Genomic DNA, 25,264 nt, shown 5'->3' on the forward strand with positions numbered 1-25,264 from the left:
GGTGCGCTGCGCCCGAGGGCCGTCAGTGGTGGTGGGGGAGGGTGGTTCGGGAATGCCAACATAGATCCACCGAGAACCAACATGGGCAAACACAAACTCCCGGTGGCGCTTGAAGCTACCCGTCCGTGCGGCGCTGTCAAGAGGGCAGCTCCGGATCGATATCCGAGCGCTGGCAGGCGATCCACCGGGTAAACGTTGGAAAATCGACCGGTGTTGGAAAGTGTTGACTTGATCGTCCGCTAGGGGCACGCTCTGCTCTCATGCGGCAACACGGCAGCTGGCAGGGCGACGGGATCCACTTCGGCGCCGACTACAACCCCGAGCAGTGGCCCGAGCGGGTCTGGACCGACGACGTGGCGCTGATGCGCCGGGCCGGGGTCAACCTGGTCTCCGTCGGGATCTTCTCCTGGGCACTGCTCGAACCCTCCCCCGGGCGGTACGAGTTCGACTGGCTCGACCGCGCCCTCGACGTCCTGCACACCGGCGGCATCCGGGTCGACCTGGCCACCGCCACCGCCAGCCCACCGCCGTGGCTGGCCCACCGGCACCCCGAGACGCTGCCCCGGACCGCCGACGGCACCGTGCTGTGGCCCGGCGGCCGGCAGGCCTACTGCCCCAGCTCGCCGATCTTCCGGGAGCGCTCGCTGGCCCTGGTCGAGGCGGTCGCCGACCGCTACGCCGACCACCCCGCCGTGGTGATGTGGCACGTCTCCAACGAGCTGGGCTGCCACAACGTGCACTGCTACTGCGACGTCAGCGCCGAGGCGTTCCGGGGCTGGCTGGGCGAGCGATACGGCGACCTCGACCGGCTCAACGACGCCTGGGGCACCACCTTCTGGAGCCAGCGCTACCACGACTGGGCCGAGGTCAACCCGCCGCGCGCCGCGCCCACCTTCGCCAACCCCACCCAGCAGCTCGACTTCCTGCGCTTCTCCTCCGACGCCCAGCGCTCCCAGCTCCGCGCCGAACGGGAGGTGCTCAAGCGGCGGGTCGGCCAGCCGGTCACCACCAACTTCATGGTCGGCATGGGCGTGAAGCACATGGACTACCACTCCTGGGCGTCCGACGTGGACCTGGTGGCCAACGACCACTACCTGACCGTCACCGACCCGAACGCCCACCTCGGCCTGTCGTTCGCCGCCGACCAGACCCGGGGCGTCGCCGGTGGCGACCCGTGGCTGCTGATGGAACACTCCACCAGCGCGGTCAACTGGCAGCCCCGCAACGTCGCCAAGACCCCCGGTCAGCTCCGCCGCAACAGCCTCACCCACGTGGCGCGCGGCGCGGACGGGGTGCTCTTCTTCCAGTGGCGGGCCTCCCGGGCCGGCGCGGAGAAGTTCCACTCCGCGCTGGTCCCGCACGCCGGCCCGGACACCAAGGTCTTCGACGAGGTCTGCCGGCTCGGCGCCGACCTCAGGGCCCTGGCCGAGGTACGCGGCAGCCGGGTCGAGGCCGAGGTGGCGATCCTGTTCGACTGGGAAGCCTGGTGGGGGGTCGAGCTGGACTCCCACCCCAGCGTCGACGTCACCTACACCGACCGGATGCGGGCGCTCTACGACGCGCTGTGGCGGGCCGGGGTGACCTCCGACGTGGTGCACCCGTCGACCGACCTGTCCGGCTACCGGCTGGTCCTCGTCCCCACCCTCTACCTGGTCCGCGACGCCGACGCCGAGGCGCTGCGCCGGTACGTCGCCGGGGGCGGGACGGCGCTGGTGACGTACTTCAGCGGGATCGTCGACGAGCACGACCACATCCGGCTCGGCGGCTACCCGGGGGCGTTCCGGGAGCTGCTCGGGGTGCGTACCGAGGAGTTCTTCCCGCTGCTGCCCGGTGATCAGGTCACCCTCGACGACGGGTCCACCGCCGACGTCTGGACCGAGTGGCTGCACCCGGAGGGCGCCGAGGTGGTGGCGTCCTACGAGGACGGTCCGCTGCCGGGCGTACCGGCGCTCACCCGGCACCGGGTCGGCGACGGCACCGCCTGGTACCTGGCCACCCGGCTCGACGAGTCGGCCACCGACGCCCTGGTGGCCCGGCTGCTCACCGGGGCCGGGGTCCGGCCGCCGGTCGCCGCCCCGCCCGGCGTCGAGGTGGTCCGCCGCCGCGCCGACGACCGGTCCTGGCTGTTCGTGGTCAACCACACCGAGGCCGAGGCGACCCTCGACGTGACCGGCACCGACCTGCTCACCGGCCAGCCCTGCGGCGGCGCGTTGCGGGTACCCGCCGGGGAGGTCGCGGTGGTCCGCGAGGAGCGGGCGGCGACGCAGCCGGTCCCAGCGGCTGAACCACCCCCGGCAGCAGCGGCCTGACCTGCGTACCGTTCCCTCGTCCGCGCGGTTGGGAGGTCCGATGCTCGCTCAGCAACGGCAGAACGCCATCCTGGAGCTGATCCGGCAGCGCGGCGGGGTGCGGGTCAGCCACCTGGTCAGCCGGTTCGGCGTCTCGGACATGACGATCCGGCGGGACCTGGAGGTGCTCGCCGAGCGGGGACTGGTCGACAAGGTGCACGGCGGGGCGACCCTGGCCGGTCCGGGATCGGCCGAGGAACCCGGCTTCGCCGCGAAGTCGATCCGCCAGCAGGACGAGAAGCGGGCCATCGCCGGCCGGGCCGCCCGGATGGTCGAGCCCGGGATGGCCGTCGCGCTGTCGGCCGGCACCACCACCGCCGCGCTGGCCACCCTGCTCGGCGACGTCCCCGGGCTGACCGTGGTGACCAACTCGATCCCGGTCGCCGACGCGCTCTACCAGAACCCGCGCGTCGACCAGACGGTGGTGCTGACCGGTGGCATCCGTACCCCGTCGGACGCGCTGACCGGGCCGGTGGCCGAGGCGGCGATCCGTACCCTGAACGTGGATCTGCTCTTTCTCGGCGTGCACGGGATGAGCCCGCGCACCGGGTTCACCACCCCCAACCTGCTGGAAGCTGCGGTCAACCGGCGGCTGATCGGCGCGGCCCGGCACCTGGTGGTGCTGGCCGACCACACCAAGTGGGAGACCATCGGCATCGCCACCATCGCCCCGCTGGCCGAGGCCGACCTGCTGATCACCGACGCCGGGCTGCCGGCGGACGCCCGCCGGCAGATTGGCGAGCAGGTCGGCGAACTGGTCGTCGTCGAGGTCGACTGACCGCCGCCGCATCCCCGCCGATCCCGGTCACCGGTCGGGGTCGCACGGCCCGTCGTGGTCGGCCCGCGCCCGGCAGCGCCGCCGGTCGGCCAGGATCCGGTCACAGAACACCCACCGTCGTACGTGCTGGTCGTCCTCGGCCGACACGGTGGCCCCGGCCACCTCGACCCCCGGCACCAACGCCAACGACCGCGCCAGCGCGTACGCGAACCGCAACGCCTGATCCTCGGTCGGGACCGTCACGGGCAGGTGCAGCACGTAGCGGGGGCCGTCGTCGCGGTCGTTGCTCAGCACGGGGGACGGTTGGCCTGGGCGCTGCGGCGGTCCCGCAGCAGTCGCTTGAGCCTGGTGTTCTCCTCGGTCAGCCGGGTCACCTCCCGATGCAGGCTGGCCAGCTCCAGCGCGAGCCGGAGCAGGAACCGGCGCACCTCCCGGCGGGCGAAACCACGACGGCCGAAGCCGACGGTGGGAAACTGATGGTCGCGGACCAGGCTCGGATGCAGCCGGGCCGGCAGGGTGCCGTCGTCGCGGTTCATTCGTCGCCTCCTGGCGGGTACGGGGTCGCGGGAACCCACGCCGCCGTGATAGGTATTCAGCAAGTCGGTCGGGGCCGTGAAAATGCGGCCCCATGTTGAGACCCGACGAGATCCGGTATGCGGCTGCCACCCGCGAGGCCGTCTCTCGTCACCTTCTCGGCTGTTGGCACAGCCGCGGTTACTGCGCTTGCACCGGGCGTCCCCGGGGGCCGGTGATCACCCTCACCCGAAGGCCACATTTCCAGTGGGCTGGAACTGGAGCAATGGTTCCTTCGCGGGCCTCGTCAACTTTTTCGAGAGGTGGATCATGCCGCACAAGCCGTTCATACGGACCCTGCGTGCGCAGTGGCTCGGGCAACAACTCCGCGCCCTACGGGAAGAACGCGGAATGACCTTGAAACTCGTCTCGGAGCACCTGCACCGGGACATGTCCGCGCTCGGCCGCTACGAACGGGCGGACTGGCCGATCCGCAGAGGGGACGTCGTCGCGCTGCTCGACCTCTACGGCTTCCACCACGCCGCCGAGCGGGCCCGTCTGCTGGCCTTGGCCGAGGACGTGTGACGCACCGACCGCTGGGACGAGGACTACGGCGACGTCGTCGACTCGTCCTTCATCGAGTACCCGTGGCTGGAGGGCTGCGCGGACAGAGTGTGCTGCTTCCACATGACCCTGGTGCCGGGGCTGCTCCAGACCAGGGCTTATGCCGAGGCGGTGATCCGGAACGCGGCGGAGCCGGAGGCGTCCGAGTCGATGATCGACCGCTGGGTCGAGCTACGGCTCTCGCGCCAGGAAGTTCTCTCCAAGGAGCGACCGCTCACGATCAATGTCGTCATCGACGAATCCGTCGTGCGTCGCCGGGTAGGTGGTCTCCAGGTTCTTCGGGACCAGCTCTCACACCTGGTAAAACTCCAGGCCCTACCGCAGGTTCGTATCCAGATCATGCCGTCCTCGGTCGCCCTCCACCAAGGGCTCGACGGCACGTTCTGGATCTTCCACCTTCCCGAGCCGTACCCTGCGGTTGCTTACGTCGAATCCCTCGGTGGCCGGCTCTACATGGAGTCGCCCAAAGCCGAACGCTTTCTCCATGCGTACGATCGATTGTCGAAGTCCGCACTCAGCAAGGACGAGTCGACCGCCCTGATGGGGGCCATTGCAGAGGAGTTGACATGAACGACGCTATGCCCGAGGTCGCCTGGCACATCAGCACCAAGAGTGACAGCAACGGCGGGAGTTGTGTGGAGGCGGGGCCGCTGCTCGACGGCTCGGGTCGGGTGGGCGTGCGGCACAGTAAAGCCCGTGATGCGGCGACGATCGTCTACACGGCTGACGAGTGGGCGGCATTCGTCGGTGGCGTCAAGGACGGCGAGTTCGACTTCACCGCCCCTGCTCGCTGAGCGCCGGGTTTCCGGGGAGATCTTGGAGGATTTCGGCCCTCCTGGGGGCCATTTTCTTCCAAGATCTCCCCGCGCAGGTTGTCGTCGACATGTCGATCATCTTTTCGGCTGTTGCAGAGGAGTTGGCTTGAACGAGGCCATGCCCGAGGTTGCCTGGCACATCAGCACCAAGAGTGACAGCAACGGCGGGAGTTGTGTGGAGGCGGGGCCGCTGCTCGACGGCTCGGGTCGGGTGGGCGTGCGGCACAGTAAAGCCCGTGATGCGGCGACGATCGTCTACACGGCTGACGAGTGGGCGGCATTCGTCGGTGGTGTCAAGGACGGCGAGTTCGACTTCACCGCCCCTGCTCGCTGAGCGCCGGGTTTCCGGGGAGATCTTGGAGGATTTCGGCCCTCCTGGGGGCCATTTTCTTCCAAGATCTCCCCGCGCAGGTTGTCGTCGACATGTCGATCATCTTTTCGGCTGTTGCAGAGGAGTTGGCTTGAACGAGGCCATGCCCGAGGTTGCCTGGCACATCAGTACCCAGAACGACAGCAACGGCGGGAGTTACGTGGAGGCAGGGCCACTGCTCAATGGTTCCGGCTGGGTGGCAGGTGAACGTTTGACGATTACCTTCGCCGGCCGTCCGGCAGCCGTGCTCGGTCAGGTCAGCCCACGAAGCTGGCGTGAATGGGACGACCTTACGGGTGTGTTCGGCCGACCCACCGACCCAGCGTGGGCAGGCGACCGGGATCTCATGGCCGCAGAGGGCCGAACCTCGCCGGTCACTGGGGCCTGACAGGCCACCCGGCGCAGGCTGCGTAGCCGACCGCGGTGAGGAGCCAGATCGGTACGAACGCCGCCACCAGGCTCATCCGGCGTCACCGGCGGGCGGCGTCGCGTCGGCTCAGGGGCTGGCGGGCGTCCGTCATTCCGGCGGGGTCTGGTGGAGCGCTCGGCTCGCCTCGATGTGGGGGACGTGTTCGATGGCCCAGCCGGCGAGGGCCAGCGCGGGCGGGATGAGGCTCTTTCCGGTGGGCGTCAGCGCGTACTCCACCCGGGGCGGGACCTCCGCGTACGCCGTCCGGGACACCAGGCCGTCGTGCTCCAGGTGGCGCAGGGTGAGCGTCAACATGCGCTGGGAGATGCCGGGGATCTGCTGGTGCAGTTCGGTGAAGCGCAGTGCGCCCCCGTCGAGGGTCGCCACGATCAGTAACGTCCATTTGTTGCAGATCCGGTCGAGGATCGCCCGGATCGTCCGGCCGCCGTCACCCCGGATCAGGCAGGTGTGTTCGTACTGCGACATGACCATCCCCTGTGCGTTACGCACATCCGTGTGCCTTTTGTCAGCCCCTCGATACTGACACATGATGTGGCTACTTCCTTCTCGTAACCATCGAGCCCAGTGCCGAAGGAGCCGTCATGACCCTTGCCTACTGGATCGTCGCCGCCCTGCTGGCCGTCTTCTACCTGTATGCCGGGGGCAAGAAGGCCGTCCAGAGCCGGGAGCAGCTCCAGCCGATGATGGGCTGGGTCGACCGCGTACCCATGCCGTTGGTCCGGACCATCGGGGTGCTGGAGGTGCTCGGCGCGGCCGGCCTGGTCCTGCCGCCGCTGACCGGGATCGCGCCCTGGCTGGCGGTCGCGGCGGCCGTCGGGCTCGTCCTGATCCAGGTCGGCGGCATCGCGGTGCACCTGTCCCGGGGGGAGACCCGCCAGATCGGGCTCAACGTCGTCCTGCTGGTGACCGCCGCCGTCGCCACCTGGCTGGCCACCACCTGGGTCTGAGCCGGACGAGGGGCCGTCGGCTCGCCGACGCACCGCCCGCACCAGGCAGAATGCCGGGATGGCAATCGACAGGTCCGGAAAACTGTGGCGTGGGGAGAACGTCGACGACCTCGCCGACTACCTCCGGCACTTCGCGGCCGGCGGCTACCCGGTGGCCACGGTGATGGAGTCCCGGTGCGCCGGGTGCGACGGCCGTGCCTTCCGTGTCGACCTGGACGAGGAGGAGGCGACCCGGCGGACCTGCCTCGCCTGCGGCGCGGTCGCCTTCATCGGCGACAGCGCCGACTACTGGGACGAGACCGGTCACGAGCCCTGCGCCTGCCCCTGCGGGGGTGAGGAGTTCGCCGTCGCGGTCGGCTACGCGCTCGGTGCCGACGGCGAGGTGCGCTGGATCAGCGTCGGCCTGAGGTGCCTCGACGACGGCACGCTCGGCGTCTACGCCGACACGAAGATCGACTATCTGCCGTCACGCCACCTCCTCGATCAGGCCTGAGGCGGGCCGCCGGTCCAGGGCGCGGAGCAACGCCGGCAGGCCGCCGTTCACCAGGGGTAGCCCGTCCAGCTCGCTGAGCCCGACCCAGGCAAGGTCGTCATGCTCGTCGGGCGCACGGTTGGCGGGGGAGCCGAGCCAGGCTCCGACGTGCCAGACAGCCACGTGTACGGCGTCCTCGCCGCTGCCGGCCCACAGGTCACCCACCCGTGAGCAGGCCTCCGCGACGATCTCGACGCCCACCTCCTCGCGCAGCTCACGGGCGAGGGCCTGCCGTTCGGACTCGCCCGCTTCGACGTGGCCGCCGGGCAGGTCCCAGAGATCCGGGTAGGCCCGGCGGGTCGGGCTGCGGTGCACCAGCAGGACCGCGTCGTTCGCCACGAGCGCGCCACAGACGACGATGTGCATGCCGGCATTCGAGCACAAGGGTGGGACAGCCGGGGCCGGTCGGAGGAAACTCGGTGTCGCCGGTGTCGTGGCGCCCGGTATACCGGGTGGATGCGTGAAGAGGTGCTGCCCGGCGGTAACACCACCGGTGCCGTGTTGATCGACGGTGTCGTCCACAAGCGGGCGTCGCGGTGGACCCCCACCGTGCACGCGGTGCTGCGACATCTGGAGGACGCCGGGTTCGACGCCGCTCCCCGCGCGCTCGGCTTCGACGACCAGGGCCGCGAGATGCTCAGCTACCTGCCGGGGGAGACGATCGGCGGCCGGGAGCCCTGGCCCGGCTGGGCGACGGCCGACACGATGCTGGTCCAGGTCGGCCGGTGGCTGCGCCGGGTCCACGACCTGACCGCCGGCTTCACCCCGCCGTCGGACGAGTGCTGGTTCGTGGGCCGAACGATGGGCCCCGGGCTGGTCGTCGGGCACCAGGACGCCTCCCCGTACAACGCGGTGGTGGACGGCGACCGGCTGGTCGGCTTCTGCGACTGGGACACCGCCGGCCCGTCGTCCCGGGAGTGGGACCTGGCGTTCTCGGCGCTGACCTGGGTGCCGCTGGCCGCACCACGCGACGGCAGCCCGGTGGGCGACGACGACCTGCGCGAGCGCTCCCGCCGGCTGCGGCTGCTGCTCGACGCGTACGGCTACGTGGGCGACCGGGAGGGGTTCGCCGCCGCCGTGCCGCAGCGTGCCCGGCGGCAGGCGGAGGTGATCCGTCACCTGGCCGACGCCGGGGATGCTGCGGCGACCGCTCTGCTGCCCATCGCGGCACTGCTCGAACGGTCCGCGACCGACGTCGAAGCCCTCCCGGCGACCTTCTGGACGCACTGACCGCTCCCGGGAACGGGCGGGGTCGGCGTCAGTCCCGGGGGAGGGCGGCGGCTGCGGCGACGGTGGCCAGTTCCTCGGCGGTGAAGCCGGCGCGGTTCAGCACCGCCAGGGACTTGTTCGTCGCCAGCGTGCACAACGCCAGGTCGGCCGCCTCCTGCTCGCCGGCCCCCGCCGCCACCAGCGCCTGCTCCAGCATCGCCCGCAGGCCGTCGATCGTGGCGCGGACCATCGCCCGGCCGTCGGCGTCGAGGGCGGGAAACTGCGTGGCCGACACGGTGACCAGGCAGCCGTCCGGCACCGTCGGGTCGGCGATGCGGTTCAGAGTGACCCGGAGGAAGGCGGCCACCACGGCGCCCGGGTCCGGATGAGGGCCGCGCAGTGCCTGGTCGTACAGCGGGTGGTAGGTCTGCGTGTAGAGCTGGAGGCTGCTGCGGAACAGGGCGCTCTTGTCGCCGAAGGTGCCGTAGAGCGAGCTGCGGCCCAGGCCGGTGCCCTCGGTCAGCCGGTCGATCGAGGCCTCCGAGTAGCCCCAGCGCCAGAAGACGTGCATCGCGCGTCGTAGCGCCTCGTCCACGTCGAACTGCTTGCGGCCCGCCATGGTGGTCACCATACCCATCTTGTATCGATCGTTCCAAGATGGGTATGGTCGCCGGCATGACAACCTTGAGTTCGCTGCGGTTGCCCGCCGGCTTCACCGACGTCTTCACCAGCCGGCTCGTCGAGCTGGACGGGCTGCGCCTGCACGCGGTCACCGGCGGGGACGGCCCGCCGCTGCTGCTGGTCGGCGGGTGGCCGCAGACCTGGTACGCCTGGCGTGAGGTGATGCCTGCGCTCGCCCGTACGCACACCGTCGTCGCCGTCGACCAGCGCGGGACCGGGCTCTCCGACAAGCCCGACGCCGGCTACGACGCCGGCACGCTGGCCGCCGACCTGGTCGCCCTGATGGCCGCGCTCGGGCACGACCGGTTCGACGTGGTCGGCCACGACATCGGCATGTGGACCGGGTACGCCCTCGCCGCCGACCACCCGGAGCGGGTGGGAAAGCTCGCCGTCGTCGACGCCATCATCCCCGGCCTCACGCCGAGCCCGTCGGTCTTCAGCCCGGCCGCGGCCAACCAGCGGTTCTGGCACTTCGGCTTCAACCGGCTCGACGACCTCAACGAGGAACTCGTCCGGGGGCGGGAGGGGCTGTTCTTCGGCTACCAGTTCGCCAGGAAGGCCGCCACCCCGACCACGATCCCCGGGTACGCGGTCGACGTCTACGTCGACGCGATCGTCGCGGATCCGCGCGGGCTGCGGGCGAGCTTCGGCTACTACCGGGCACTGGACGAGACGATCGCGCAGAACGAACGGCGGGCGAAGACCCGGCTCACGCTGCCGGTGCTCGCCATCGGCGGCGCGCTCTACAGCGGCGCGCTGGTCGCCCGGACCATGCGGCTGGCCGCCGACGACGTCACCGAGGCGATCATCGAGGACTGCGGCCACTACGCCGCCGAGGAACAGCCGGCCCGGTTCACCGGCATCCTGGCGGACTTCCTCGCCGGTGGACCGGTGGCGACCGGGTCGCCCGGCTGACCCGTCCCGTGGGTGGCGGCGCGGCACCTCCCGCCGTTCCGCCTCCGGCACCTCCGGCCGTTTCGCCTCTGGCACCTCCCGCGCCAGGGGTCGGTACCAGGACGGCGCGGGAGGTGCCGGCCTCTCACGAACGGGTCGGCGGTGCGGTGGCCGGCGCGGTGAAGAACCCGGCCAGCGCGTCCACCAGGTGCTCCGGGGCGCGGTTGAGCGCGTCGTGACTGGCGCGCGGCACCACCAGCGTGCGGGCGTGCGGCAGCACCCCGGCCAACGCCTCGTTGATCGGCCGGTAGTAGGTCGGCCCGGCGCCGCCGCAGGCCAGCAGCACCTCGGCCGTGACACCGGCCCACTGCTCCGGCTGCCCGTCGTGCCGCTGGATCAGCGCGCTCTCGTCGAGGGTGGTCGGCAGCAGCTCGCCCATGGTGCGCCCGACCGGGGTCCGCAGGAACAGCCGGCAGAGGGTCGTCCGGACGGCCAGCGGCAGGCGCGACGCGGGCGAGTGGGTGTTGAGGCCGCCACCGGTGATCGCCAGGGCGCGGGCGATGTCACCCGCCTGCGCCGCCTTCCGGGCGGCGGGCACCCACCCGAGGGGGAACAGCCCGTTGACCTGGATCGCCGCGTCGTAGAGGGCGAGCCGGTCGATCGGCAGGTCGCGGGTGGCGGCGCGCAGGGCCACGAAGCCGCCGCCGCTGTGGCCGATCACGTTGCGAACCCCGGTGGCGGTCAGCACGCTGCCGAGGTCGGCGACGTCCTGCTCGCCGTCGTAGGGCTCGGCGCGGGCCGCCGCGTCGGCCCGGCCACGCCGGTTGTAGAGGTGCACGGTGAACCGGTCGGCCAGCCGCAGCGCCAGCCGACGGTAGATGTCGATGGTGACGCCGCCCCCGTGCACGACCACGATGCCCGGCCCGCTGCCGACCGAGTGGAGCACGATCTCGGCACCGTCGGCCGCCGGCACCCGCTGGACGCTCCAGTCCTGTTCCATCTCGTCCTCCCCCTGGAAACCGCGAACGGCGTTCGCAGTTAGAGTGTAACGGTGTCCTCACCCGATGAGCCAGGGCGTCCGCCGCTCTGGTCCCGACCGGCGCGGGGCCTGCGCGGTCCCGCCCCGACGCACTCCCGCTACGAGATCGTGGCCGCCGCCATCGCGATGGCGGACGCCGACGGCATCGGCGCGGTCTCGATGCGGGCGGTCGCCGCCGCGCTGCACACCGGGGCCGGCTCGCTCTACCGCTACCTGTCCTCCCGGGACGACCTGCTCGACCTGATGGTCGACCGGGCGGCGGGGGAGTTGCGCCCGTACCCGGACGGCAGCGGTGACTGGCTCGACGCGATGCTGCGCCTGGCCCACCGGCAGTTGGCGCTCTATCGCCGGCACCCGTGGCTGGTGGAGATCCTGCCCCGGCCGACCGCCCCCGGCCCGCAGAGCCTGGCCTGGTTCGACCACTGCCTGGCCATCCTGCGGCCGGTGCCGGCGTCCACCGTCACCAAGTTCGAGGCGATCGCCATGATGACCGGGGTGACGTCGCTGTTCGCCCGCCGGGAGTCCGCCGGGCCGCCGGCCGGCTTCTCCGGGGTCGACGTGGCGGCGTTCCCGAACCTCACGGCCGCCCTCGCCGCGCCCCCGTCACCGCCCGCGCCCCGCGACCTCTTCGAGACGACGGTACGCAGCGTCCTGCGCGGCCTGCTCGTCGACGACGCCGGTTAGGGCCGGCAGCCGGGCACCCTACGGGCTCCAGCCCCCGCCCCCACCGCCGCCGGTGCTGCTGCCGTCAGTGCGGTTGCGGAGTTCTTCGAGTCGGTTCCGGGCTCCGGTCGACGCCCGCTGGTCGAGAACCCGACGGTCAGGGTCGATCGATGCCTGTCGGGAACGACGCCACAGCCAGACAGCGACGGCGGCCACCGCCACGATGATCAGGATCACGAGCCAACGCATGTCGGCCTCCGTCCATGGAACGGCGCAGGGTCTTCCCGGAGTTCCGCTGCCTCCAGTATGCCGGACTCCCGTCGAGCGGACGGCTCGCCCAGGTCGCCGGCGGAGTCGATTTGACGACAGGTCCGGGCAGGGACTCAGGGCCGTCCTGCCGGCGTAGCGGTCGCTTCGGCGGTGCGGGTCAATGACGCCGGGACCTCAGCACGACCAGCCCGACGACACCAGCGACCAGTGCCGCAATCGAAACGATCAGCAACACCCACGGCAGGGCATCGCTACGCTCGCCCGACACCAGTTCGTACCCCGCCCCAGGTGATGACCCAGGGCGACACGGACGTCAGGTACCAGTACGAGCTTTCAGGGACGCTTATCCTTCCTGGTGCGGGCATCCGGGCGAATCCCATGCGGACACTCCTGTTCATTGCCCGTGGTGGCGTGCTGCTGTCGTCGCTGCATCGCCTGAACTGGCCGACCGTGCTGCGATGACGATGGGGGTCGGTGTCGGGTGGGCATCCCACCACCGTCGACTCTGGCCATGCCATCAGCATGTGGCGCGGCCTCGGTCCGCTCGCCGTCGTGGCCATCCCACGATGCTATCGCCGGGATCACCTGTTCCAGCTTCTCGGTCCAGCCAGCAACGCCAGGAAGGTGACGAGAAGCCAAAGCCGCAGCGATCGTTTTTCCATCGAATTCCGCCCATGATCGGTGGATCCGGCTGAGTCGGGTCCTATGCCCCGGTCTGTCACTGTCCGCGCCCGCGCCCTCTTCGAGACGACGGTACGCGGCATCCAGCCTGGACCGTTCGGTGAGGAAGCCGCGTGAGTCGGCAGTAGGGCTGTCGTGCGGTCGGACGGGTGGCCTCGACCGATGCGGTTGGGTCATCGAGCGGCAGGCGGGACCGGAGACAGTTCCAGCGAGGTTCCCGGTTGGCAAAACGTTCCCTCGAACGTCTGGGCATGTTCGCCCACCGCTGCCTCCAGGACAACTCGCTGCTCGTCCGCAACCGAGACGGTGAGCGGGCTGCTGGTCTGCCAATCCAGTCTGGCCCTGAAGGTGTGGTCACCGGGCACGACCTGGAGGTCGACGCTCGACCCCTGTTTCAGTCGAGCGACCACCACGCCGTCCATTTCGACCTTCAACCTCCGCAACAGCCTGCCCAGGTCGTGGCGTCGACGGACAGTTACCATCGCCATCGATGATCCCTCCGCTCCGCGCTACCGCAGTGGGTGGAAGTCGTCATTCCTGTTCCCGATGGTGGGCGTGCCGGCGGTGAGATCCGGCACGGCTGCTATTCGTGGCCCTTGACAACCATATCAATGGCGCTTCTTGGTCTGAGGAACGTGCCAGTGAAGCTCGTGGCCCTACCCCGGGCCGTCGTTTCCACCGTTACCACGTCACCCGTGGTCAGGTCCAAGGTCAACGGCGGACTCCGGAGCCAGTCGAGTCGGGCTTGCAGGATATGGCTACCGGTACCGATTTCTATCGAAATTCGATCAGAATTTCCCAGCTTTGCGGCTAATTTTCCATCGATATATATGCGAAATTTCCTGCCCGCGCCGATCGCGTCGATTCCCCTGACAAAAACAACGGTCGGCATCTTGTTCATCCTTAGTTCATCGATTTCTGGGTGGGAAAGGTTGGAGTAAGTTCATGGGGGTCTCCGGCGGGCTCTCCGGAGACCCCCATGAACTGGCTGATTTAGCTAGTCAAAAAGCCGGCGACGCCCCATGCCGCCTGCTCGGCGGCGTCTCCCCAATTGACGGGCTCGCCCTTTTGGATGTTCTCACATACCGACTTGTAGCCGCCACCGATTGCGGAGCCGGCTGCTACGCCCGCAAAAGCTGCGCCAGGTCCGAAGTATGACAGGGGGGCGGCAATAATTGCGGCAGAAGCGCCGAAGACGATCATGCCTCCGAGTTCGCACTCCCAACTCTGCCCGGTGGGATCGATGAAATTGGTTGGGCTGCAGCCGGCGTAGGCGTAGCGGTTGCCGTTCTTCGGGTTGCCGATGAAGCTGAGGTTGTCCTGTTGGGTAAAGCGGCCCTGGGCCGGGTTGTACCAGCGTTGGCCGAGTTTGGTGAACCCGGTGGTCGAGTCGTAGGTGCCGCCGGTGTAGCGGATGAGGTTGGTCTGGCTGAGGTCGTACTCGTCGGTGGTCGTGCCGTTGCCGTACGGGTCGTAGCGGTAGGTGGCCGATACGGTGCCGTCGGCCTTGACGATGGCGACCGGTGAGCCGAGGGCGTCGAGCACGTAGGCGTGGTCGGCGGAGCCGATCCGCAGGCCCAGGGGGGTGCCGGTGCCGTCACGTTCGACGTAGGCGGTGGAGCCGTTGGCCGTCCAGGATTGCAGCCACGGCATGCCGTGCTGGTCCTGCATGCCGTACCGCAGGGTGGCTGTGGCGGTCTGGGTCAGTTCGACCTGGTCGGTGCCGGCGTAGGAGTAGCTGCCGCTGTTCGCCACGGTCATCTGCTTGACCGGGTTGTACGTCACCGGGTTGACCGTCGGCGTGCTGGCCCGGGTCTGGTTGCCCCGGCTGTCGTAGGTGTTGTTGGTGGTGGTGATCTGGTTGGCGGTGTTGTAGGTCAGGGTCTGGGTGGTGGTGCCGTCGACCTTGACGCTGGTCCGGTTGCCGTTGCTGTTGTAGGCGTATTCGTAGGTCTTGCCGTTGTGGTCGGTGGCCTTGGTGAGGCGGTTGGCCTTGTCGTAGGTGAACTGGCTGACCACACCGCTGACCTCGTCCTTCTGCCACTGGCGCAGGCCGGTGTCGTCGGCCTTGGCTGTCGAGCAGGGCTGGCCTGCGGTGTATTTCGCGTGGCAGTAGGTGACGTCGAAGACGGTGGCCGGGCTGGCCGAGTTGCGGGTGGCGGTGATCCGGGTCGGCCGGTTGGACTTGTCGTACCTCGTCTGGGTCCGCAACGCCCAACTGCTGTTGGTCTCGTTGGTGGCGAAGTACGTGTAGGTGCGGTTGCCGTCCTTGTCGTACTGGAAGTTGTAGCGGGTGGCCCCGGCGGTGTCCATCCGGACCAGCCAGTTGCGGGTGTTGTAGTAGTACGTCGTGGTGCCCCGACCGTCGGTCAGCTCCACCAGGTTGCCCACTGCGTCCGGCACGTAGGTGAGGATGCCACCGCCGGGGCTGCTCCGCTCGCGGAGCCGGTTGAGATTGTCGTACGACCAGGTCGTGGTGCCGCTGGCGTCGACCCGGGTGAGCAGGTTGCCGGTGCCGCCGTAGTCGTAGGTGACCGACGGCTGCGTGCCGCAGCCCGAGTAGTCGATCTGGGAGATCCGGTCGTCGAGGCTGTAGGTGTAGGTGGTGGTGCAGCCGTCGTTCACGGTCTTCAGCCGGCCGTACGGGTCGTACGTCATGGTCCTGGTCGCCAGGCCGTTGCCGGTCGGCGGGGTGACCGTGGTCAGCTGCTTGCTGCCGTCGTAGCTGTAGTTGGTGGGGTTGCCGGTGTTGGCCGGGTCGGTCGAGGTCTTGACGGTGCCGTCGGAGTTGTAGTCGACCTCGGCCTTGGCGGCGAGGGCGTCGGCGGTGGAGGTGCGGTTGCCCGCGCCGTTGTAGGTGTAGGTGGAGCTGTTGCTCTGGGTGTCGATCGAGGACGACGGCTGGAAGTTCGCCGTCGGGTTCGTCGAGGTCGCGGCGTTGGCGTAGGCGGCGGACGCGCTGGCCCCGGTCGGGGACTCCGACTTGGTCATCGACTCACCGGCGTTCGCGCCGAAGGTGTTGGTGACCGTGGAGTTCTCCGGGCTGACCGAGGTCGCCACGTCGCTGTACGGCGTGTAGGTCTTGCTCTGCTCGTTGCCGGCCGGGTCGGTCGCCTTGGTGACCCGCTTGTTGCTGTTCAGGTCGTAGGTGGTGTGCGGCACCGCCGAGACCGCCAGCGAGATGTCCTGCCGGGCGTCGGCGACCAGCGTCTGGCTGGAGGTCGGGTACGCCAGCCGGGTGGTGGAGCCCCGCATGGTGGCGTTGTCGGTGACCTGGGTCAGTGAGGTGACCCGGTGCTGGCCGTCGTAGGTGATGGTGACGTAGGTGTTGTCCTTCGTGGTGATCTTCGTGAGGTCACCGGCGGTGTCGTACTCGAACAGCACCTTGCGCCAGGTCGCCGACTGGATGTTCTGGAGGCGGCCGTTGCCGTCGTAGGCGTACGACACCTCCCGCCAGCTGCCGTCGCTGCCGGTCTGCCGGTACTTGCTGATCTTCCCGCTGGTCCACGTCGCCGCCGCCGTACGGGCCGCGGTGGGGCCCCGGTCGGAGGTGATGCCGGTCATCTGTCCGCCGCTGTAGGCGACGTCGGTGACGTTGTCGTTGCGGTCCTCGGTCTTGTCCAGCAGCCCGTCGGAGCCGAAGAACAGCTTCCGGCCGCTGTCGTGCTCGGTGAGCTTCCAGCCCGTCCCGTTGTGCGCCAGGGTGGCCTTGAACTCGCTCGGTGCCGAGTAGCCGGAGCCGGAGGCGGTGAACTTGCCGACCACGCCGTCGGCGGCGGCGTACGTGACCGAGTCGTCGTCGGCCGGGTAGAGCTTGACGTCCTGGCCGGCCCGGGTGCGCCAGCCCGCGCCGTGCGCGCCGGTGGCCAGATCGCTGCCCAGCAGCAGGCTGTTGAAGGTGGCGCCGACGGTGACGTCCCCCGCGACGCCCGGCAGCGTGAGCTCGGTGCTGCTCAGCATCAGGTTGCCCGAACCGACGTTGACCTTGGCCTGGAGCCGGTCACTGAGCGAGAAGGACAGTTGGGTGGCGTTGCGCACCGGGCCGGTGCCCTTCGGCACCGACGGCGCGGCCCCGGCGAGCGAGGCGACCCGGGACCGGGTGTTGTCCGGCGTGTCGAACAGCCACACCGAGGACTTCGACTTCGGAGACACGACGGGCTTGCCCGCCCCGTCCCGGCCCCCGGGCGCGGCGGCGGTTGCCGCCCCACCCGACGGAATTGCCAGTGCTGATGTGGTCAGCAGGGCGGATAACATCCCCGCGACGATGGTGCGTTGACCCACAAATATCTCCCCGATGAATCCAGTGGACGGATTTCCACTGGTGTGGAGCCATACCGAAAAGCCGCACGCTGAACCGGATGGACCCGGCCCAGGGCGGGCCTGAACGACGCCCGCATGGACGGGTGTCGACAACGGCCGAGAGTCAGACCGGCGAGGTGTCTTCCGGGCAGGTGGACGTGCGCCCTGCCGCCGCGTCGGCGGGAAGCTCCGCCAGCACGGCCAGGTCGTGGTTGACGCGGCGCGCGGCCCGCACGACGGCGGGCACCACGATGGCCAGGAAGAGGGAAATTGCCACGAGCGTGAGGGCGGCGGTCATCCGCACGCCCCTGGGCACGCCAAAAATTGGCGACGATTGTTCATTGCTGCACCGAGTCCCCGTTGTGGTCGCCTGTCGGCGACCATGGAAAGATCATCCGCTGTCTGGACAGTGGTCCATATAGGTCGCGACTCGACACGACCGGATCCCCGAACAGCCCCCGTGTTTCCCTTGCTGCCCGACAAGCGTCTGGTCACGAAGTTATCCATCGATCAAATAGCTGTCAATAAAAAACACAACCAGCCAGGAGGAAAGCCGGAATTATCATCTAAACGGACGTATGAGTTACTCTCCGTGTCCTGCTCTCCTGTCGACAGTGGACGTCGCCGGCGCGGCGGCACGATTCCCGGCCGCACCGTCCCTGACGCCATCCGAATCAGATCGTCTAGGGTCGATGGGTGACCCTGCCGAAGGTCGACACGCCTCCCACGCCGTCACGGCGACGCCGCCCGTCGGGCACCCCGTCCATGGTGGCGCTGGTGCTGCTGACCGGGGTGGGGCCGTTCGCCACCGACGCGTACATCGCCGCCCTGCCCGAGCTGCGGCGCTCCCTGGAGACCAGCGCCACCGTGGCGCAGCTGACCCTGACCGCCTTCATCGTCGGGATGGCCGCCGGCCAGCTCCTGCTCGGGCCGGTCAGCGACGTCCGGGGCCGGCGGGGCATCGTGGTGGCGAGCACCCTGGTCTTCGCGCTGCTCTCGCTGGTCTGCGCGGTCGCCCCGACCGGCTGGCTCCTGGTCCTCGCCCGGCTCGGCCAGGGTGTCGCCGCCGGCACCGGGCTGGCGCTCGGCCGGGCCATGGTGACCGACGCCTGGCAGGGCGCACAGGCCGCCGCCCGGTTCGGCAGCATCGCCTCGGTGACCTTCCTCGGTCCGGTGCTGGCACCCGCAGTCGGCGGGGTGATCCTCAACCACGGCACCTGGCGTACCGTCTTCTTCGCGCTCACCGGGCTCGGGGCGGTGATGGCGGTGGCCGCGCTGGTCGGGCTGCCGGAGACGCTGCCCGCGCACCGCCGGCAGGCCGGCGGACCGCGCCAGGCGGTGGCCCGGATGGCCGACCTGCTGCACGACCGGTTGTTCCTCGCCCATCTCGCCGTGCTCTGCCTGGCCGTCGCCGGCTTCTTCACCTACATCGGCGGGTCGTCGTTCGTCTTCCAGACCGTCTACCGGGTGGACGAGGCCGGCTACACGCTCGTCTTCGCCACCAACGCCGCCGGGATGGCCGCCTCCGGGCTGCTGTTCCGGGTGCTGGTGGTGCGGGTCGGCGCGGCCCGGCTGCGGGCGGTCGGGGTGGCCGCGTCCACCGTGGCCACCCTCGCCCTGCTGGTCGTCGCCCTGGTCGACAGCCGGGCCGCGTTGCCGCTGGCGGTGCCGTGGGCGCTGCTCGCCGTGGTGGTCACCGGGATGGGCCTGACCCTGCCGGCGACCACCGCGCTGGCCCAGGAGGCGGGCCGACGCTCCGCCGGCACCGCCGCCGCCCTCCAGGGTGGCCTGGGCTTCCTGGCCGGCGCGCTGGTCACGCCCCTCACCGGTCTCCTCGGGTACGCCACCCTGCTGCCCATGGCGTCGGTGATGGCGGTCTTCTTCGTGGCGGCGTCCGGGGCGCTGATCCTGCTGGCCCGCCGCGGCGTGCCCTCTCAGCCACTTCCCAGCCCTACCGTTTAGGGTGCGCCGGGTAACCGTGCGTGCTCCACGGTGGAGTACGCCGACCGTGAAGCGGGAGTTCCGATGGTCTTCAAGAAGATGCTGAGCGCGTTCGGTGTCGGTGGGCCCAGCGTCGACACCGTCCTGGCCAACCCGAACACCCGGCCCGGCCTGACCCTCGACGGCAACGTGAACCTGGTCGGCGGTGACGCCCCGGCCGACATCGAACAGATCGGCCTCGGCCTGGTCACCCGGGTCGAGGTCGAGGGCGGTGACGGCGAGTACGCCGGGGTGATGGAGTTCCACCGGATGGTGGTCAGCGGCCCGCTCCAGCTCGCGCCGAAGCAGCAGCTCGCCATCCCGTTCCAGTTCCCGGTGCCGTGGGAGACCCCGATCACCGACGTCTACGGTCAGCGCCTGCACGGCATGACCATGGGTCTGCGCACCGAGCTGGCGATCGCCCGCGCGGTCGACAAGAGCGACCTGGACCAGGTGAACGTGCACCCGCTGCCGGTGCACGAGCACATCCTGGGCGCGTTCCAGCAGCTCGGTTTCCGGTTCAAGCACGCCGACCTTGAGCGGGGCCACATCCGGGGCTCGCAGCAGACGCTGCCGTTCTACCAGGAGATCGAGTTCTTCGCCGCGCCCCAGTACGCGCAGGCCATCTCCGAGGTCGAGCTGACCTTCGTCACCAGCCCGCACGGGGTCGAGGTGGTGCTGGAGTGCGACAAGCGCGGCGGCTTCCTCAGCTCCGGGCACGACGTGTTCGGCCGCTACACCGTCGCGCACACCGACGCCGACCGGGTCGACTGGGCGCAGGTCGTCGACGGTTGGCTGCGCGAGACCACCTCGACGTACGGCAACCTGCGTGCCTCCTCCGGCTTCGGTGCCCCCACCCACGGCTACCCGATGCACGGCCAGGGCCACGGGCACCACGGCCGGGGTCCGGGGATGGGTGGCGTGGTGGCCGGCGCGGCGCTCGGCGTCGCCGGTGGCCTGGTCGCCGGGGAGCTGATCGAGGACGCCTTCGAGGGTGACGACGACGGCGGCGACTTCGGCGGCGACTTCGAGTGACCGCCCGGCGGTGACCGACCACGCCGGTGGGTGACCACGCCGGTGGGCGACCTCCGGCGGGCGGCCCCGGCTCCGAGGCGGTCAGGCCGCCGGGCGCCCACCGCGTGCGGCGGCTGACGTAAGACGGCGATGGCCCCCGGGGAAGAAACCCCGGGGGCCATCGTTCTCCGCAGCTCGCGCTGCGCAGCTGTGGTCAGCGTCGACCCCTGCGTTCCGCGCCGGAGCGCCGCGCCGAACCCGCCTTCGCCAGGCCCCGGCTCACCAGGTAGGCGCCGGTCAGGGCGGTCAGGAACCACCACGCCTGGTTCGGGTTGTTGATGTTCAGGCCGTTCGTGGTGGTGCCACGCCAGAAGGCGGAGATCACCACGACCGCGACGGCGGCGGCATAGACCCAGAACTCGGTGGTCAGGAACGACTGCTTGGTCTCCGTACCCGGAGACATCATCGGTTCCCGGTGCCCGTCGTGCATCGCCGGCATCTGCCGGGTCTGCTCGTTCATCATGGCGTTGCGCTGGGCGGTGTCCTGCATCGGCCGGTTCATGGGCCTGGTGGATGCAGCCTGCGTGCTCATCTGGTCCTCCTCAGGATTTGATGAGTACCTGCACTCCCTCGCCCCGCTACCGCGGTCGGCCACGGCACGGTTCACCTGCTGTGGCGGGGGCACCCTGGGTCTACCCCCCGACCGTGAGCAGGTAACACCGACCGGCACCGAAAATGTCGCCGCCGACCGGCCCACGGCGCGCAGTCCGCGACACCGCCCCTCCGCGACACCGCCCCTCCGCGGCCCGCGACCGGGGCTGGGGCTGGGAGGCGTTCCGGCGACGTCCGGGCCGGGGCACCCCCGCCGTGGTACGTCGGCGCGGGGCCGGTTTGGTCGGCACCGCAGCGGGCAGGCAGCGGGTCACCACCACCACTGCTGAGAGGTGATGAACGTGGCCGAGAGCGACAGGATGCGACAGTCCGCCCGGCAGGCCGAGGAACGGCTCACCGCCGGGGTGTACGGCCCTGGGGCGCTCGACGAGGTGACCGTGCCCCAGGTCGACGTGACCCGGGCCATCCAGGAGGACGACCCGGACGACGTGGCCGACGTGCCGATCGACCCGGAGGTGCTGCGTGACGGCGGCCCGACCAGGGGTCAGGGCGCGGTGACCACCACCGGCGGCACCGCCGGCCCGGCCAGTGTGCGCCGGGTCGCCCGGCAACCCGAACGGCACCCGGGCACGGTGGCCCCGACCACCACCGGCGACGCCGGCACCGGCGGCCTGAGCACCCCGACCGGCGGCGCCGTCAGCGACCAGGCCGCCAGCGCGGTCGAGATCGGTGACTTCTCCGACGACTGACCGCGGAGGGCGGCGGGGTCGGGACAGACCGGCCGGGTGGACCCGCCCCCCACATCAGCACTGTCAGGAGGCGGGACGGAGCACGCCCAGCCGCTGCGTGGCGCGGGTCAGCGCCACGTAGAGGTCGCTGCGCCCGCGCGGGGACTCGGCCACGATCCCGTCCGGGTCGACCACCAGCACCGAGTCGAATTCCAGCCCCTTGGCCTGGCCGACGGTCAGCAGCACCACCCGGCTCTCCAGCTCGGGCTGCTCGCCGACCCCCGCCTCGGGCAGCGCGGCGAGCACCGCGCCGGCCAGTTCGGCGGCCCGGCCGGCCGGCACGATCACCCCGAGCCGCCCCTCGTCCAGCCCGGCGGCCTCCCGGTTGGCCGCCTCGACCAGCTCGGCGGCGAGCCGGTCGGCGGCGACCGTCCGGTCCCACGGCGGCACGCCGCTGCGGCGTACCGAGCGGGGTGGGCGCAGCGCCGGGTCGATCCCGGCGAGCACCTCGGCGGCGACCGCCATCACCTCGGCCGGGGTGCGGTAGCTGACGGTCAGCTCCTCCAGCCGCCACCGCTGCGCCACGTACGGCTCCAACGCCTCGGCCCAGGACGGGGTGCCGGCCAGCGCACCGGTCTGGGCGACGTCCCCGACGATGGTCATCGACCGGCTCGGGCAGCGGCGCATCAGCAGCCGCCAGGCCATCGGGGTCAGCTCCTGCGCCTCGTCGACGATGACGTGGCCGAACGCCCAGCTCCGGTCGGCGGCGGCCCGCTGAGCGGTGGTCAGCCGGTCGCCCTCCTCCTGCCGTTCCAGCAGCCGGTCGGCGTCGATCAGGTCGGTGACACCGAGGATCTCGCCGCCGTCGGCGTCGTCCTCCACGTCGATCGAGCGGGAACCCCGGGCGATGTCCAGCACCCCCTCGGCGTACTCGCGCTGGAACGAGCGCAGCCGCTCCCGGCGGGCGGTGGCGGCCCGTTCGTCCTCGCCGAGCAGCTCGGCGCTCTCGTCCAGCAGCGGCACGTCGGCCGGCGTCCAGCCGTCGCCCGGCGGACGGTGCAGCAGGGCACGTTCGGCGTCGGTGAGCATCGGCGCGGCGGCGGCGATCCGCTCCGGCGAGGCGTACAGGTCGTCGAGGAACTGCTGCGGGGTGAGCACCGGCCAGAGCCGGTCCAGCGCGGCGGTGACCTCCGGCTCCTCGCGCAGTTCCCGGCGGATCTCGGCGCGGTCCGCCTCCTCCAGCAGGTTGTCGCCGCCGAGCGGGTCGGCGCCGATCCGCTCGGCCACCTGGTCGGCCAGGGCGTGCACGATCTCGATGTCGAACTGGGCGCGGGCCAGGTTGTGCGGTCGACCGGTGCGCCGGACCCGCTCCCGGGCCAGCCGCACGGTCGCCGGGTCCAGCAGCAGCACCTCCCGCTGGGGAAGCTCGATCTCCAACGGCTCGTCGGGCACCCACTGCCGGTCGCGGACGGCGGCGGCGAGCACCTCGGCCAGCACCGCCCGGCCCTTGACCGCGGCGGTCCCGGCCGGCTCGGCCCGGCGGGCGTTCACCCCGGGGAAGAGGTCACCGGGGGTGCTGAGCAGCGCGCCCGTCTCGGCCAGCGTCGGCAGCACCTGCGAGATGTAGCGCAGGAAGGTGGCGTTCGGCCCGACCAGCAGTACGCCCCGGGTGGAGAGCTGCTGCCGGTGGGTGTAGAGCAGGTACGCGGCGCGGTGCAGCGCGACGGCCGTCTTGCCGGTGCCCGGCCCGCCCTGCACGACCAGCACCCCCGCCAGGTCGGCCCGGATGATCCGGTCCTGCTCGGCCTGGATGGTCTCCACGATGTCCCGCATCCGGCCGGTACGCCCCGCGTTGAGCGCGGCGAGCAGGGAAGCCTGACCGGTCAGCTCCTCGTGACCGGTGGGGGAGGCGGACTCGATGTCCAGCACCTCGTCGTTGAGGCCGGTGACCTTGCGCTCGCGGGTGCGCAGGTGCCGCCGCAGCCGTACCCCCTGCGGGTTGGCGGCGGTGGCGAGGTAGAAGGGGCGGGCGGCGGGTGCCCGCCAGTCCATCAGCAGCGGATCGTAGTCACTGTCGTTGTCGAAGATGCCGATCCGGCCGATGTAGCGCCGGCTGCCGTCGGTGCCGTCGAGCCGGCCGAAGGCCAGCCCCTGGGCGACCGCCGAGAACTGCCTGACCTGGTCGGCGTACATCCGCAGGGCGCTGTCCCGTTGGGAGCGGTCCTGCTGGGTGCCGCCGCCACCGGCCCGCAGCGCGTCGGCGAGCCGGCTGCCGGCCTGCTCGCGCATCGCGTCCAGCCGGTCGTAGAGCATCGAGACGTACTCCTGCTCGCGGCCGATCTCGTCGTCGTGGTGCCGCAGCTTGTCCGGACCCATCGACAAGCCGTCTCCTCGTGCTGGAAAGGCCGCTGGAACGGCTCTTCGGTCATTCCAGCTGCTATTTCGGGAACTGCTCAAGATACCGCCTGCGGCGGCCCGCACCAAGCCTCCCGCCAGGCCGGGCGGGCCGGCCGCGGGAACCGGACGGGTCACCCCGGACACCCTACGGGGGTCCGCACCGACTCCCGCCGGTCCGGACCCCCGTAGGTCGTCGCGTGTCGGGTCAGCCCCGCGCCGCCTGGTAGAGCCGCTCCGGCGTGACCGCTCCGGCGAGCACCCGCCCGTCGTCGGTGAGCAGCACGCTGAACAGCTTCCCGGCGAACAGCCGGCCGCTGCCCCAGTCCCCGCTGACCTTCGGCAACCCGTTGAGCAGGTCGAGCGCCTGTGCCGCGCCGGGACCGTCGGCCGGTGCGGGCTTCGCCGCCCCGCCGGCCGGGGTCCGGGTCGCGTCCGCCGCGCCCGTCCGCGCCACCAGCACCGTGGCCCAGCCGTCCCCGACGGTACGCAGACCGGCGTCGTCGCCGTCCCCGGACCGCTGCGCCGCACCGGGCTTCGACCCGACGCCGGCCTTCGGCTGAGCCCCGTCCCGGGCGTGCGGCCGGTCACCGGTGGCCTCGGTCACCTTCACCCCGGGCGGCGGGTTGAAGGTGAACTGGTCGGCGTCCGGCCGCTGGTAGTCGACCTGGGTGAAGGCCACCTCGAACGCCGGCTGGTCGGCGCCGTCGGCGAGCACCTCGAACCGCAGCGGCACGTGCTCGGTGGCGTCGATGGCGATCCGCACCTGGTGCACCAGGGACGCCTCGTCACGCGGGGTGAGCACCAGCTCGTACGCGTCCCGGCCGGCGACGGTGGCCGACCGGCCGGTGGTGACCAGGGTGCTCGGGTCCACGGCGGCCAGCGCCCGCTCGGCGGCGTCCTGCGGGGTGATCGGCAGCGCCTCGTCCGCCGTCCGCCCGGTCGACTCCGGCAGGGTCCGGTGGGTGGCCTTGTTGGCCCGGCTGTCCCAGGTCCACAGGTCCCGGCCGGACCGGATGACGTCCCGTTCGCCGAGGGTGTCCAGCAGCGCGACCCGCTGCCGGTCCGGGCCGGAGTACCAGACCCGCAGGGTGTGCGTGCCGGCGAGCAGCGCGGCGTCCCCACCGGCCAGGCCGACCAACGGCGGCAGCCCGAGGTCGGCACGCTGCACCACCGTGCCGGAGAGCCCGTCCAGCCGGGCGGTCTGTAGGTCGACCAGGAGCTGGGCGGCGCTGCGCGGGGGCAGGGCTGGCTCGGCGTTCGCCGCGAACGTGCCGATCGCGGCACCCCCGCCGACGACGGTGACCGCGGCGGCCAGCGGCACCAGCCACCGCAGGGTGGAACGGTTCTTCAGTACGGACATGACGGCACCTCCTGGGACCATCCTGCCGGTTCGGTGCTGTGAGCCGGCTGAGGACGCCCGCCCGGCCGGTCGCGTCGGGG

Annotated in this window: 26 protein-coding genes and 2 pseudogenes; 15 read left to right on the forward strand and 13 right to left on the reverse strand. The window is 70.9% G+C overall.

Translation table 11 applies throughout. The features are described 5' to 3' along the window. Nucleotides 1-260 precede the first annotated feature (260 nt). Both O7625_RS16320 and O7625_RS16325 read left to right on the forward strand, forming a co-directional pair. A complete protein-coding gene (locus tag O7625_RS16320) occupies nucleotides 261-2,309 on the forward strand; it encodes a beta-galactosidase (protein WP_282339647.1) in 2,049 nt (682 codons plus the stop codon). 40 nt (nucleotides 2,310-2,349) lie between these two features. Next, nucleotides 2,350-3,126, forward strand: a complete 777-nt coding sequence (locus O7625_RS16325) for a DeoR/GlpR family DNA-binding transcription regulator (RefSeq protein ID WP_067314832.1) — start codon at nucleotides 2,350-2,352, stop codon at nucleotides 3,124-3,126. 27 nt (nucleotides 3,127-3,153) lie between these two features. On the opposite strand, the gene O7625_RS16330 is transcribed toward O7625_RS16325, so the two are convergent. Next, complete coding sequence (locus tag O7625_RS16330) at nucleotides 3,154-3,384, reverse strand: hypothetical protein (protein WP_282346970.1); 231 nt, start codon at nucleotides 3,382-3,384, stop codon at nucleotides 3,154-3,156. A 29-nt stretch (nucleotides 3,385-3,413) separates the two neighbouring features. Beyond that, complete coding sequence (locus O7625_RS16335; RefSeq protein ID WP_282339648.1) at nucleotides 3,414-3,662, reverse strand: DivIVA domain-containing protein; 249 nt, start codon at nucleotides 3,660-3,662, stop codon at nucleotides 3,414-3,416. A 307-nt stretch (nucleotides 3,663-3,969) separates the two neighbouring features. Between O7625_RS16335 and O7625_RS30280 the strand changes: the two are divergent. The 5 genes and pseudogenes from O7625_RS30280 to O7625_RS16360 all read left to right on the forward strand — a co-directional run bounded on the left by O7625_RS30280 (nucleotide 3,970) and on the right by O7625_RS16360 (nucleotide 5,836). Then, nucleotides 3,970-4,833 (forward strand): annotated as a pseudogene (locus O7625_RS30280) (helix-turn-helix transcriptional regulator). Next, nucleotides 4,830-5,057, forward strand: a complete 228-nt coding sequence (locus O7625_RS16350) for a DUF397 domain-containing protein (RefSeq protein WP_282339649.1) — start codon at nucleotides 4,830-4,832, stop codon at nucleotides 5,055-5,057. Before O7625_RS30280 ends, O7625_RS16350 begins: the two are co-directional and overlap by 4 nt. Nucleotides 5,058-5,184: 127 nt before the next feature. Beyond that, a complete protein-coding gene (locus O7625_RS16355; protein WP_282339650.1) occupies nucleotides 5,185-5,412 on the forward strand; it encodes a DUF397 domain-containing protein in 228 nt (75 codons plus the stop codon). A gap of 127 nt (nucleotides 5,413-5,539) precedes the next feature. Beyond that, a pseudogene (locus O7625_RS30285) lies at nucleotides 5,540-5,647 on the forward strand (DUF397 domain-containing protein); the annotation flags it as partial. Continuing rightward, nucleotides 5,624-5,836 carry a type II toxin-antitoxin system prevent-host-death family antitoxin gene (locus O7625_RS16360; protein WP_348774018.1) on the forward strand — a complete coding sequence of 71 codons (213 nt, stop codon included), beginning with the start codon at nucleotides 5,624-5,626 and terminating at the stop codon, nucleotides 5,834-5,836. The pseudogene O7625_RS30285 and the gene O7625_RS16360, both read left to right, overlap by 24 nt. A gap of 129 nt (nucleotides 5,837-5,965) precedes the next feature. Here O7625_RS16360 and O7625_RS16365 read toward each other — a convergent pair whose 3' ends face one another. Continuing rightward, the gene (locus O7625_RS16365; RefSeq protein ID WP_282339653.1) at nucleotides 5,966-6,343 is read right to left on the reverse strand and encodes a helix-turn-helix domain-containing protein; all 378 of its coding nucleotides are present in this window, start codon (nucleotides 6,341-6,343) and stop codon (nucleotides 5,966-5,968) included. A 116-nt stretch (nucleotides 6,344-6,459) separates the two neighbouring features. Here O7625_RS16365 and O7625_RS16370 point away from each other — a divergent pair, with 116 nt between their 5' ends. Both O7625_RS16370 and O7625_RS16375 read left to right on the forward strand, forming a co-directional pair. Further along, nucleotides 6,460-6,825 (forward strand): DoxX family protein, encoded by a 366-nt coding sequence (locus O7625_RS16370; RefSeq protein WP_282339656.1) that lies wholly within the window; start codon nucleotides 6,460-6,462, stop codon nucleotides 6,823-6,825. A gap of 58 nt (nucleotides 6,826-6,883) precedes the next feature. Further along, nucleotides 6,884-7,318, forward strand: a complete 435-nt coding sequence (locus O7625_RS16375) for a hypothetical protein (RefSeq protein WP_282339657.1) — start codon at nucleotides 6,884-6,886, stop codon at nucleotides 7,316-7,318. Here O7625_RS16375 and O7625_RS16380 read toward each other — a convergent pair. Next, the gene (locus O7625_RS16380; protein ID WP_282339659.1) at nucleotides 7,292-7,723 is read right to left on the reverse strand and encodes an NUDIX domain-containing protein; all 432 of its coding nucleotides are present in this window, start codon (nucleotides 7,721-7,723) and stop codon (nucleotides 7,292-7,294) included. The two genes, O7625_RS16375 and O7625_RS16380, sit on opposite strands and share 27 nt — an antisense overlap. Nucleotides 7,724-7,813: 90 nt before the next feature. Here O7625_RS16380 and O7625_RS16385 point away from each other — a divergent pair, with 90 nt between their 5' ends. Then, nucleotides 7,814-8,587 (forward strand): phosphotransferase, encoded by a 774-nt coding sequence (locus O7625_RS16385; RefSeq protein WP_282339661.1) that lies wholly within the window; start codon nucleotides 7,814-7,816, stop codon nucleotides 8,585-8,587. Nucleotides 8,588-8,615: 28 nt separating this feature from the next. On the opposite strand, the gene O7625_RS16390 is transcribed toward O7625_RS16385, so the two are convergent. Continuing rightward, on the reverse strand, nucleotides 8,616-9,197 hold the full coding sequence (locus O7625_RS16390) for a TetR/AcrR family transcriptional regulator (protein WP_282339664.1): 582 nt from the start codon (nucleotides 9,195-9,197) through the stop codon (nucleotides 8,616-8,618). A gap of 44 nt (nucleotides 9,198-9,241) precedes the next feature. On the opposite strand from O7625_RS16390, the gene O7625_RS16395 reads away from it, so the two are divergent. Continuing rightward, the gene (locus tag O7625_RS16395) at nucleotides 9,242-10,162 is read left to right on the forward strand and encodes an alpha/beta hydrolase (RefSeq protein WP_282339666.1); all 921 of its coding nucleotides are present in this window, start codon (nucleotides 9,242-9,244) and stop codon (nucleotides 10,160-10,162) included. Between the two features lie 124 nt (nucleotides 10,163-10,286). Here O7625_RS16395 and O7625_RS16400 read toward each other — a convergent pair whose 3' ends face one another. Next, nucleotides 10,287-11,141 (reverse strand): alpha/beta hydrolase, encoded by an 855-nt coding sequence (locus O7625_RS16400; protein ID WP_282339667.1) that lies wholly within the window; start codon nucleotides 11,139-11,141, stop codon nucleotides 10,287-10,289. 51 nt (nucleotides 11,142-11,192) lie between these two features. On the opposite strand from O7625_RS16400, the gene O7625_RS16405 reads away from it, so the two are divergent. Further along, nucleotides 11,193-11,864 (forward strand): TetR/AcrR family transcriptional regulator, encoded by a 672-nt coding sequence (locus tag O7625_RS16405; protein WP_282339669.1) that lies wholly within the window; start codon nucleotides 11,193-11,195, stop codon nucleotides 11,862-11,864. 18 nt (nucleotides 11,865-11,882) lie between these two features. Here O7625_RS16405 and O7625_RS16410 read toward each other — a convergent pair whose 3' ends face one another. From O7625_RS16410 to O7625_RS16425, 4 genes are all read right to left on the reverse strand, one after another. Further along, entirely contained in the window at nucleotides 11,883-12,092 is a 210-nt protein-coding gene (locus tag O7625_RS16410; protein ID WP_282339672.1) for a hypothetical protein, read from the reverse strand. Between the two features lie 875 nt (nucleotides 12,093-12,967). Beyond that, entirely contained in the window at nucleotides 12,968-13,216 is a 249-nt protein-coding gene (locus O7625_RS16415) for a hypothetical protein (RefSeq protein ID WP_282339674.1), read from the reverse strand. A 571-nt stretch (nucleotides 13,217-13,787) separates the two neighbouring features. Beyond that, nucleotides 13,788-16,946, reverse strand: a complete 3,159-nt coding sequence (locus O7625_RS16420) for an RHS repeat-associated core domain-containing protein (RefSeq protein ID WP_282339676.1) — start codon at nucleotides 16,944-16,946, stop codon at nucleotides 13,788-13,790. 271 nt (nucleotides 16,947-17,217) lie between these two features. Beyond that, on the reverse strand, nucleotides 17,218-17,391 hold the full coding sequence (locus tag O7625_RS16425; protein ID WP_282339678.1) for a hypothetical protein: 174 nt from the start codon (nucleotides 17,389-17,391) through the stop codon (nucleotides 17,218-17,220). 398 nt (nucleotides 17,392-17,789) lie between these two features. Here O7625_RS16425 and O7625_RS16430 point away from each other — a divergent pair, with 398 nt between their 5' ends. Together O7625_RS16430 and O7625_RS16435 are read left to right on the forward strand one after the other, a co-directional pair. Further along, complete coding sequence (locus tag O7625_RS16430; protein ID WP_282339680.1) at nucleotides 17,790-19,055, forward strand: multidrug effflux MFS transporter; 1,266 nt, start codon at nucleotides 17,790-17,792, stop codon at nucleotides 19,053-19,055. Nucleotides 19,056-19,118: 63 nt separating this feature from the next. Continuing rightward, nucleotides 19,119-20,108 (forward strand): sporulation protein, encoded by a 990-nt coding sequence (locus O7625_RS16435; protein ID WP_282339682.1) that lies wholly within the window; start codon nucleotides 19,119-19,121, stop codon nucleotides 20,106-20,108. Between the two features lie 193 nt (nucleotides 20,109-20,301). On the opposite strand, the gene O7625_RS16440 is transcribed toward O7625_RS16435, so the two are convergent. Next, complete coding sequence (locus tag O7625_RS16440) at nucleotides 20,302-20,637, reverse strand: hypothetical protein (protein WP_172898502.1); 336 nt, start codon at nucleotides 20,635-20,637, stop codon at nucleotides 20,302-20,304. A gap of 421 nt (nucleotides 20,638-21,058) precedes the next feature. On the opposite strand from O7625_RS16440, the gene O7625_RS16445 reads away from it, so the two are divergent. Beyond that, the gene (locus O7625_RS16445) at nucleotides 21,059-21,448 is read left to right on the forward strand and encodes a hypothetical protein (protein WP_067312370.1); all 390 of its coding nucleotides are present in this window, start codon (nucleotides 21,059-21,061) and stop codon (nucleotides 21,446-21,448) included. A 63-nt stretch (nucleotides 21,449-21,511) separates the two neighbouring features. Here O7625_RS16445 and O7625_RS16450 read toward each other — a convergent pair whose 3' ends face one another. Beyond that, entirely contained in the window at nucleotides 21,512-23,803 is a 2,292-nt protein-coding gene (locus tag O7625_RS16450) for an AAA family ATPase (protein ID WP_282346973.1), read from the reverse strand. Between the two features lie 226 nt (nucleotides 23,804-24,029). Beyond that, nucleotides 24,030-25,184, reverse strand: a complete 1,155-nt coding sequence (locus O7625_RS16455; protein WP_282339683.1) for a sigma-E factor regulatory protein RseB domain-containing protein — start codon at nucleotides 25,182-25,184, stop codon at nucleotides 24,030-24,032. Nucleotides 25,185-25,264: the final 80 nt, after the last annotated feature.

It is taken from the genome of Micromonospora sp. WMMD714 (genome assembly GCF_029581315.1).
Taxonomy (GTDB): domain Bacteria; phylum Actinomycetota; class Actinomycetes; order Mycobacteriales; family Micromonosporaceae; genus Micromonospora; species Micromonospora rifamycinica.

Excerpts from the sequence above, each read along its gene's own strand:
- O7625_RS16320 (WP_282339647.1), top strand. The coding sequence starts at position 261 with ATGCGGCAACACGGCAGCTGGCAGGGCGACGGGATCCACTTCGGCGCC.
- O7625_RS16325 (WP_067314832.1), top strand. The coding sequence starts at position 2,350 with ATGCTCGCTCAGCAACGGCAGAACGCCATCCTGGAGCTGATCCGGCAG.
- O7625_RS16335 (WP_282339648.1), bottom strand. The coding sequence starts at position 3,662 with ATGAACCGCGACGACGGCACCCTGCCGGCCCGGCTGCATCCGAGCCTG.
- O7625_RS16350 (WP_282339649.1), top strand. The coding sequence starts at position 4,830 with ATGAACGACGCTATGCCCGAGGTCGCCTGGCACATCAGCACCAAGAGT.
- O7625_RS16365 (WP_282339653.1), bottom strand. The coding sequence starts at position 6,343 with ATGTCGCAGTACGAACACACCTGCCTGATCCGGGGTGACGGCGGCCGG.
- O7625_RS16370 (WP_282339656.1), top strand. The coding sequence starts at position 6,460 with ATGACCCTTGCCTACTGGATCGTCGCCGCCCTGCTGGCCGTCTTCTAC.
- O7625_RS16375 (WP_282339657.1), top strand. The coding sequence starts at position 6,884 with ATGGCAATCGACAGGTCCGGAAAACTGTGGCGTGGGGAGAACGTCGAC.
- O7625_RS16380 (WP_282339659.1), bottom strand. The coding sequence starts at position 7,723 with ATGCACATCGTCGTCTGTGGCGCGCTCGTGGCGAACGACGCGGTCCTG.
- O7625_RS16385 (WP_282339661.1), top strand. The coding sequence starts at position 7,814 with ATGCGTGAAGAGGTGCTGCCCGGCGGTAACACCACCGGTGCCGTGTTG.
- O7625_RS16390 (WP_282339664.1), bottom strand. The coding sequence starts at position 9,197 with ATGGTGACCACCATGGCGGGCCGCAAGCAGTTCGACGTGGACGAGGCG.
- O7625_RS16395 (WP_282339666.1), top strand. The coding sequence starts at position 9,242 with ATGACAACCTTGAGTTCGCTGCGGTTGCCCGCCGGCTTCACCGACGTC.
- O7625_RS16400 (WP_282339667.1), bottom strand. The coding sequence starts at position 11,141 with ATGGAACAGGACTGGAGCGTCCAGCGGGTGCCGGCGGCCGACGGTGCC.
- O7625_RS16410 (WP_282339672.1), bottom strand. The coding sequence starts at position 12,092 with ATGCGTTGGCTCGTGATCCTGATCATCGTGGCGGTGGCCGCCGTCGCT.
- O7625_RS16415 (WP_282339674.1), bottom strand. The coding sequence starts at position 13,216 with ATGGACGGCGTGGTGGTCGCTCGACTGAAACAGGGGTCGAGCGTCGAC.
- O7625_RS16425 (WP_282339678.1), bottom strand. The coding sequence starts at position 17,391 with ATGACCGCCGCCCTCACGCTCGTGGCAATTTCCCTCTTCCTGGCCATC.
- O7625_RS16435 (WP_282339682.1), top strand. The coding sequence starts at position 19,119 with ATGGTCTTCAAGAAGATGCTGAGCGCGTTCGGTGTCGGTGGGCCCAGC.
- O7625_RS16440 (WP_172898502.1), bottom strand. The coding sequence starts at position 20,637 with ATGCAGGACACCGCCCAGCGCAACGCCATGATGAACGAGCAGACCCGG.
- O7625_RS16445 (WP_067312370.1), top strand. The coding sequence starts at position 21,059 with ATGCGACAGTCCGCCCGGCAGGCCGAGGAACGGCTCACCGCCGGGGTG.
- O7625_RS16450 (WP_282346973.1), bottom strand. The coding sequence starts at position 23,803 with ATGGGTCCGGACAAGCTGCGGCACCACGACGACGAGATCGGCCGCGAG.
- O7625_RS16455 (WP_282339683.1), bottom strand. The coding sequence starts at position 25,184 with ATGTCCGTACTGAAGAACCGTTCCACCCTGCGGTGGCTGGTGCCGCTG.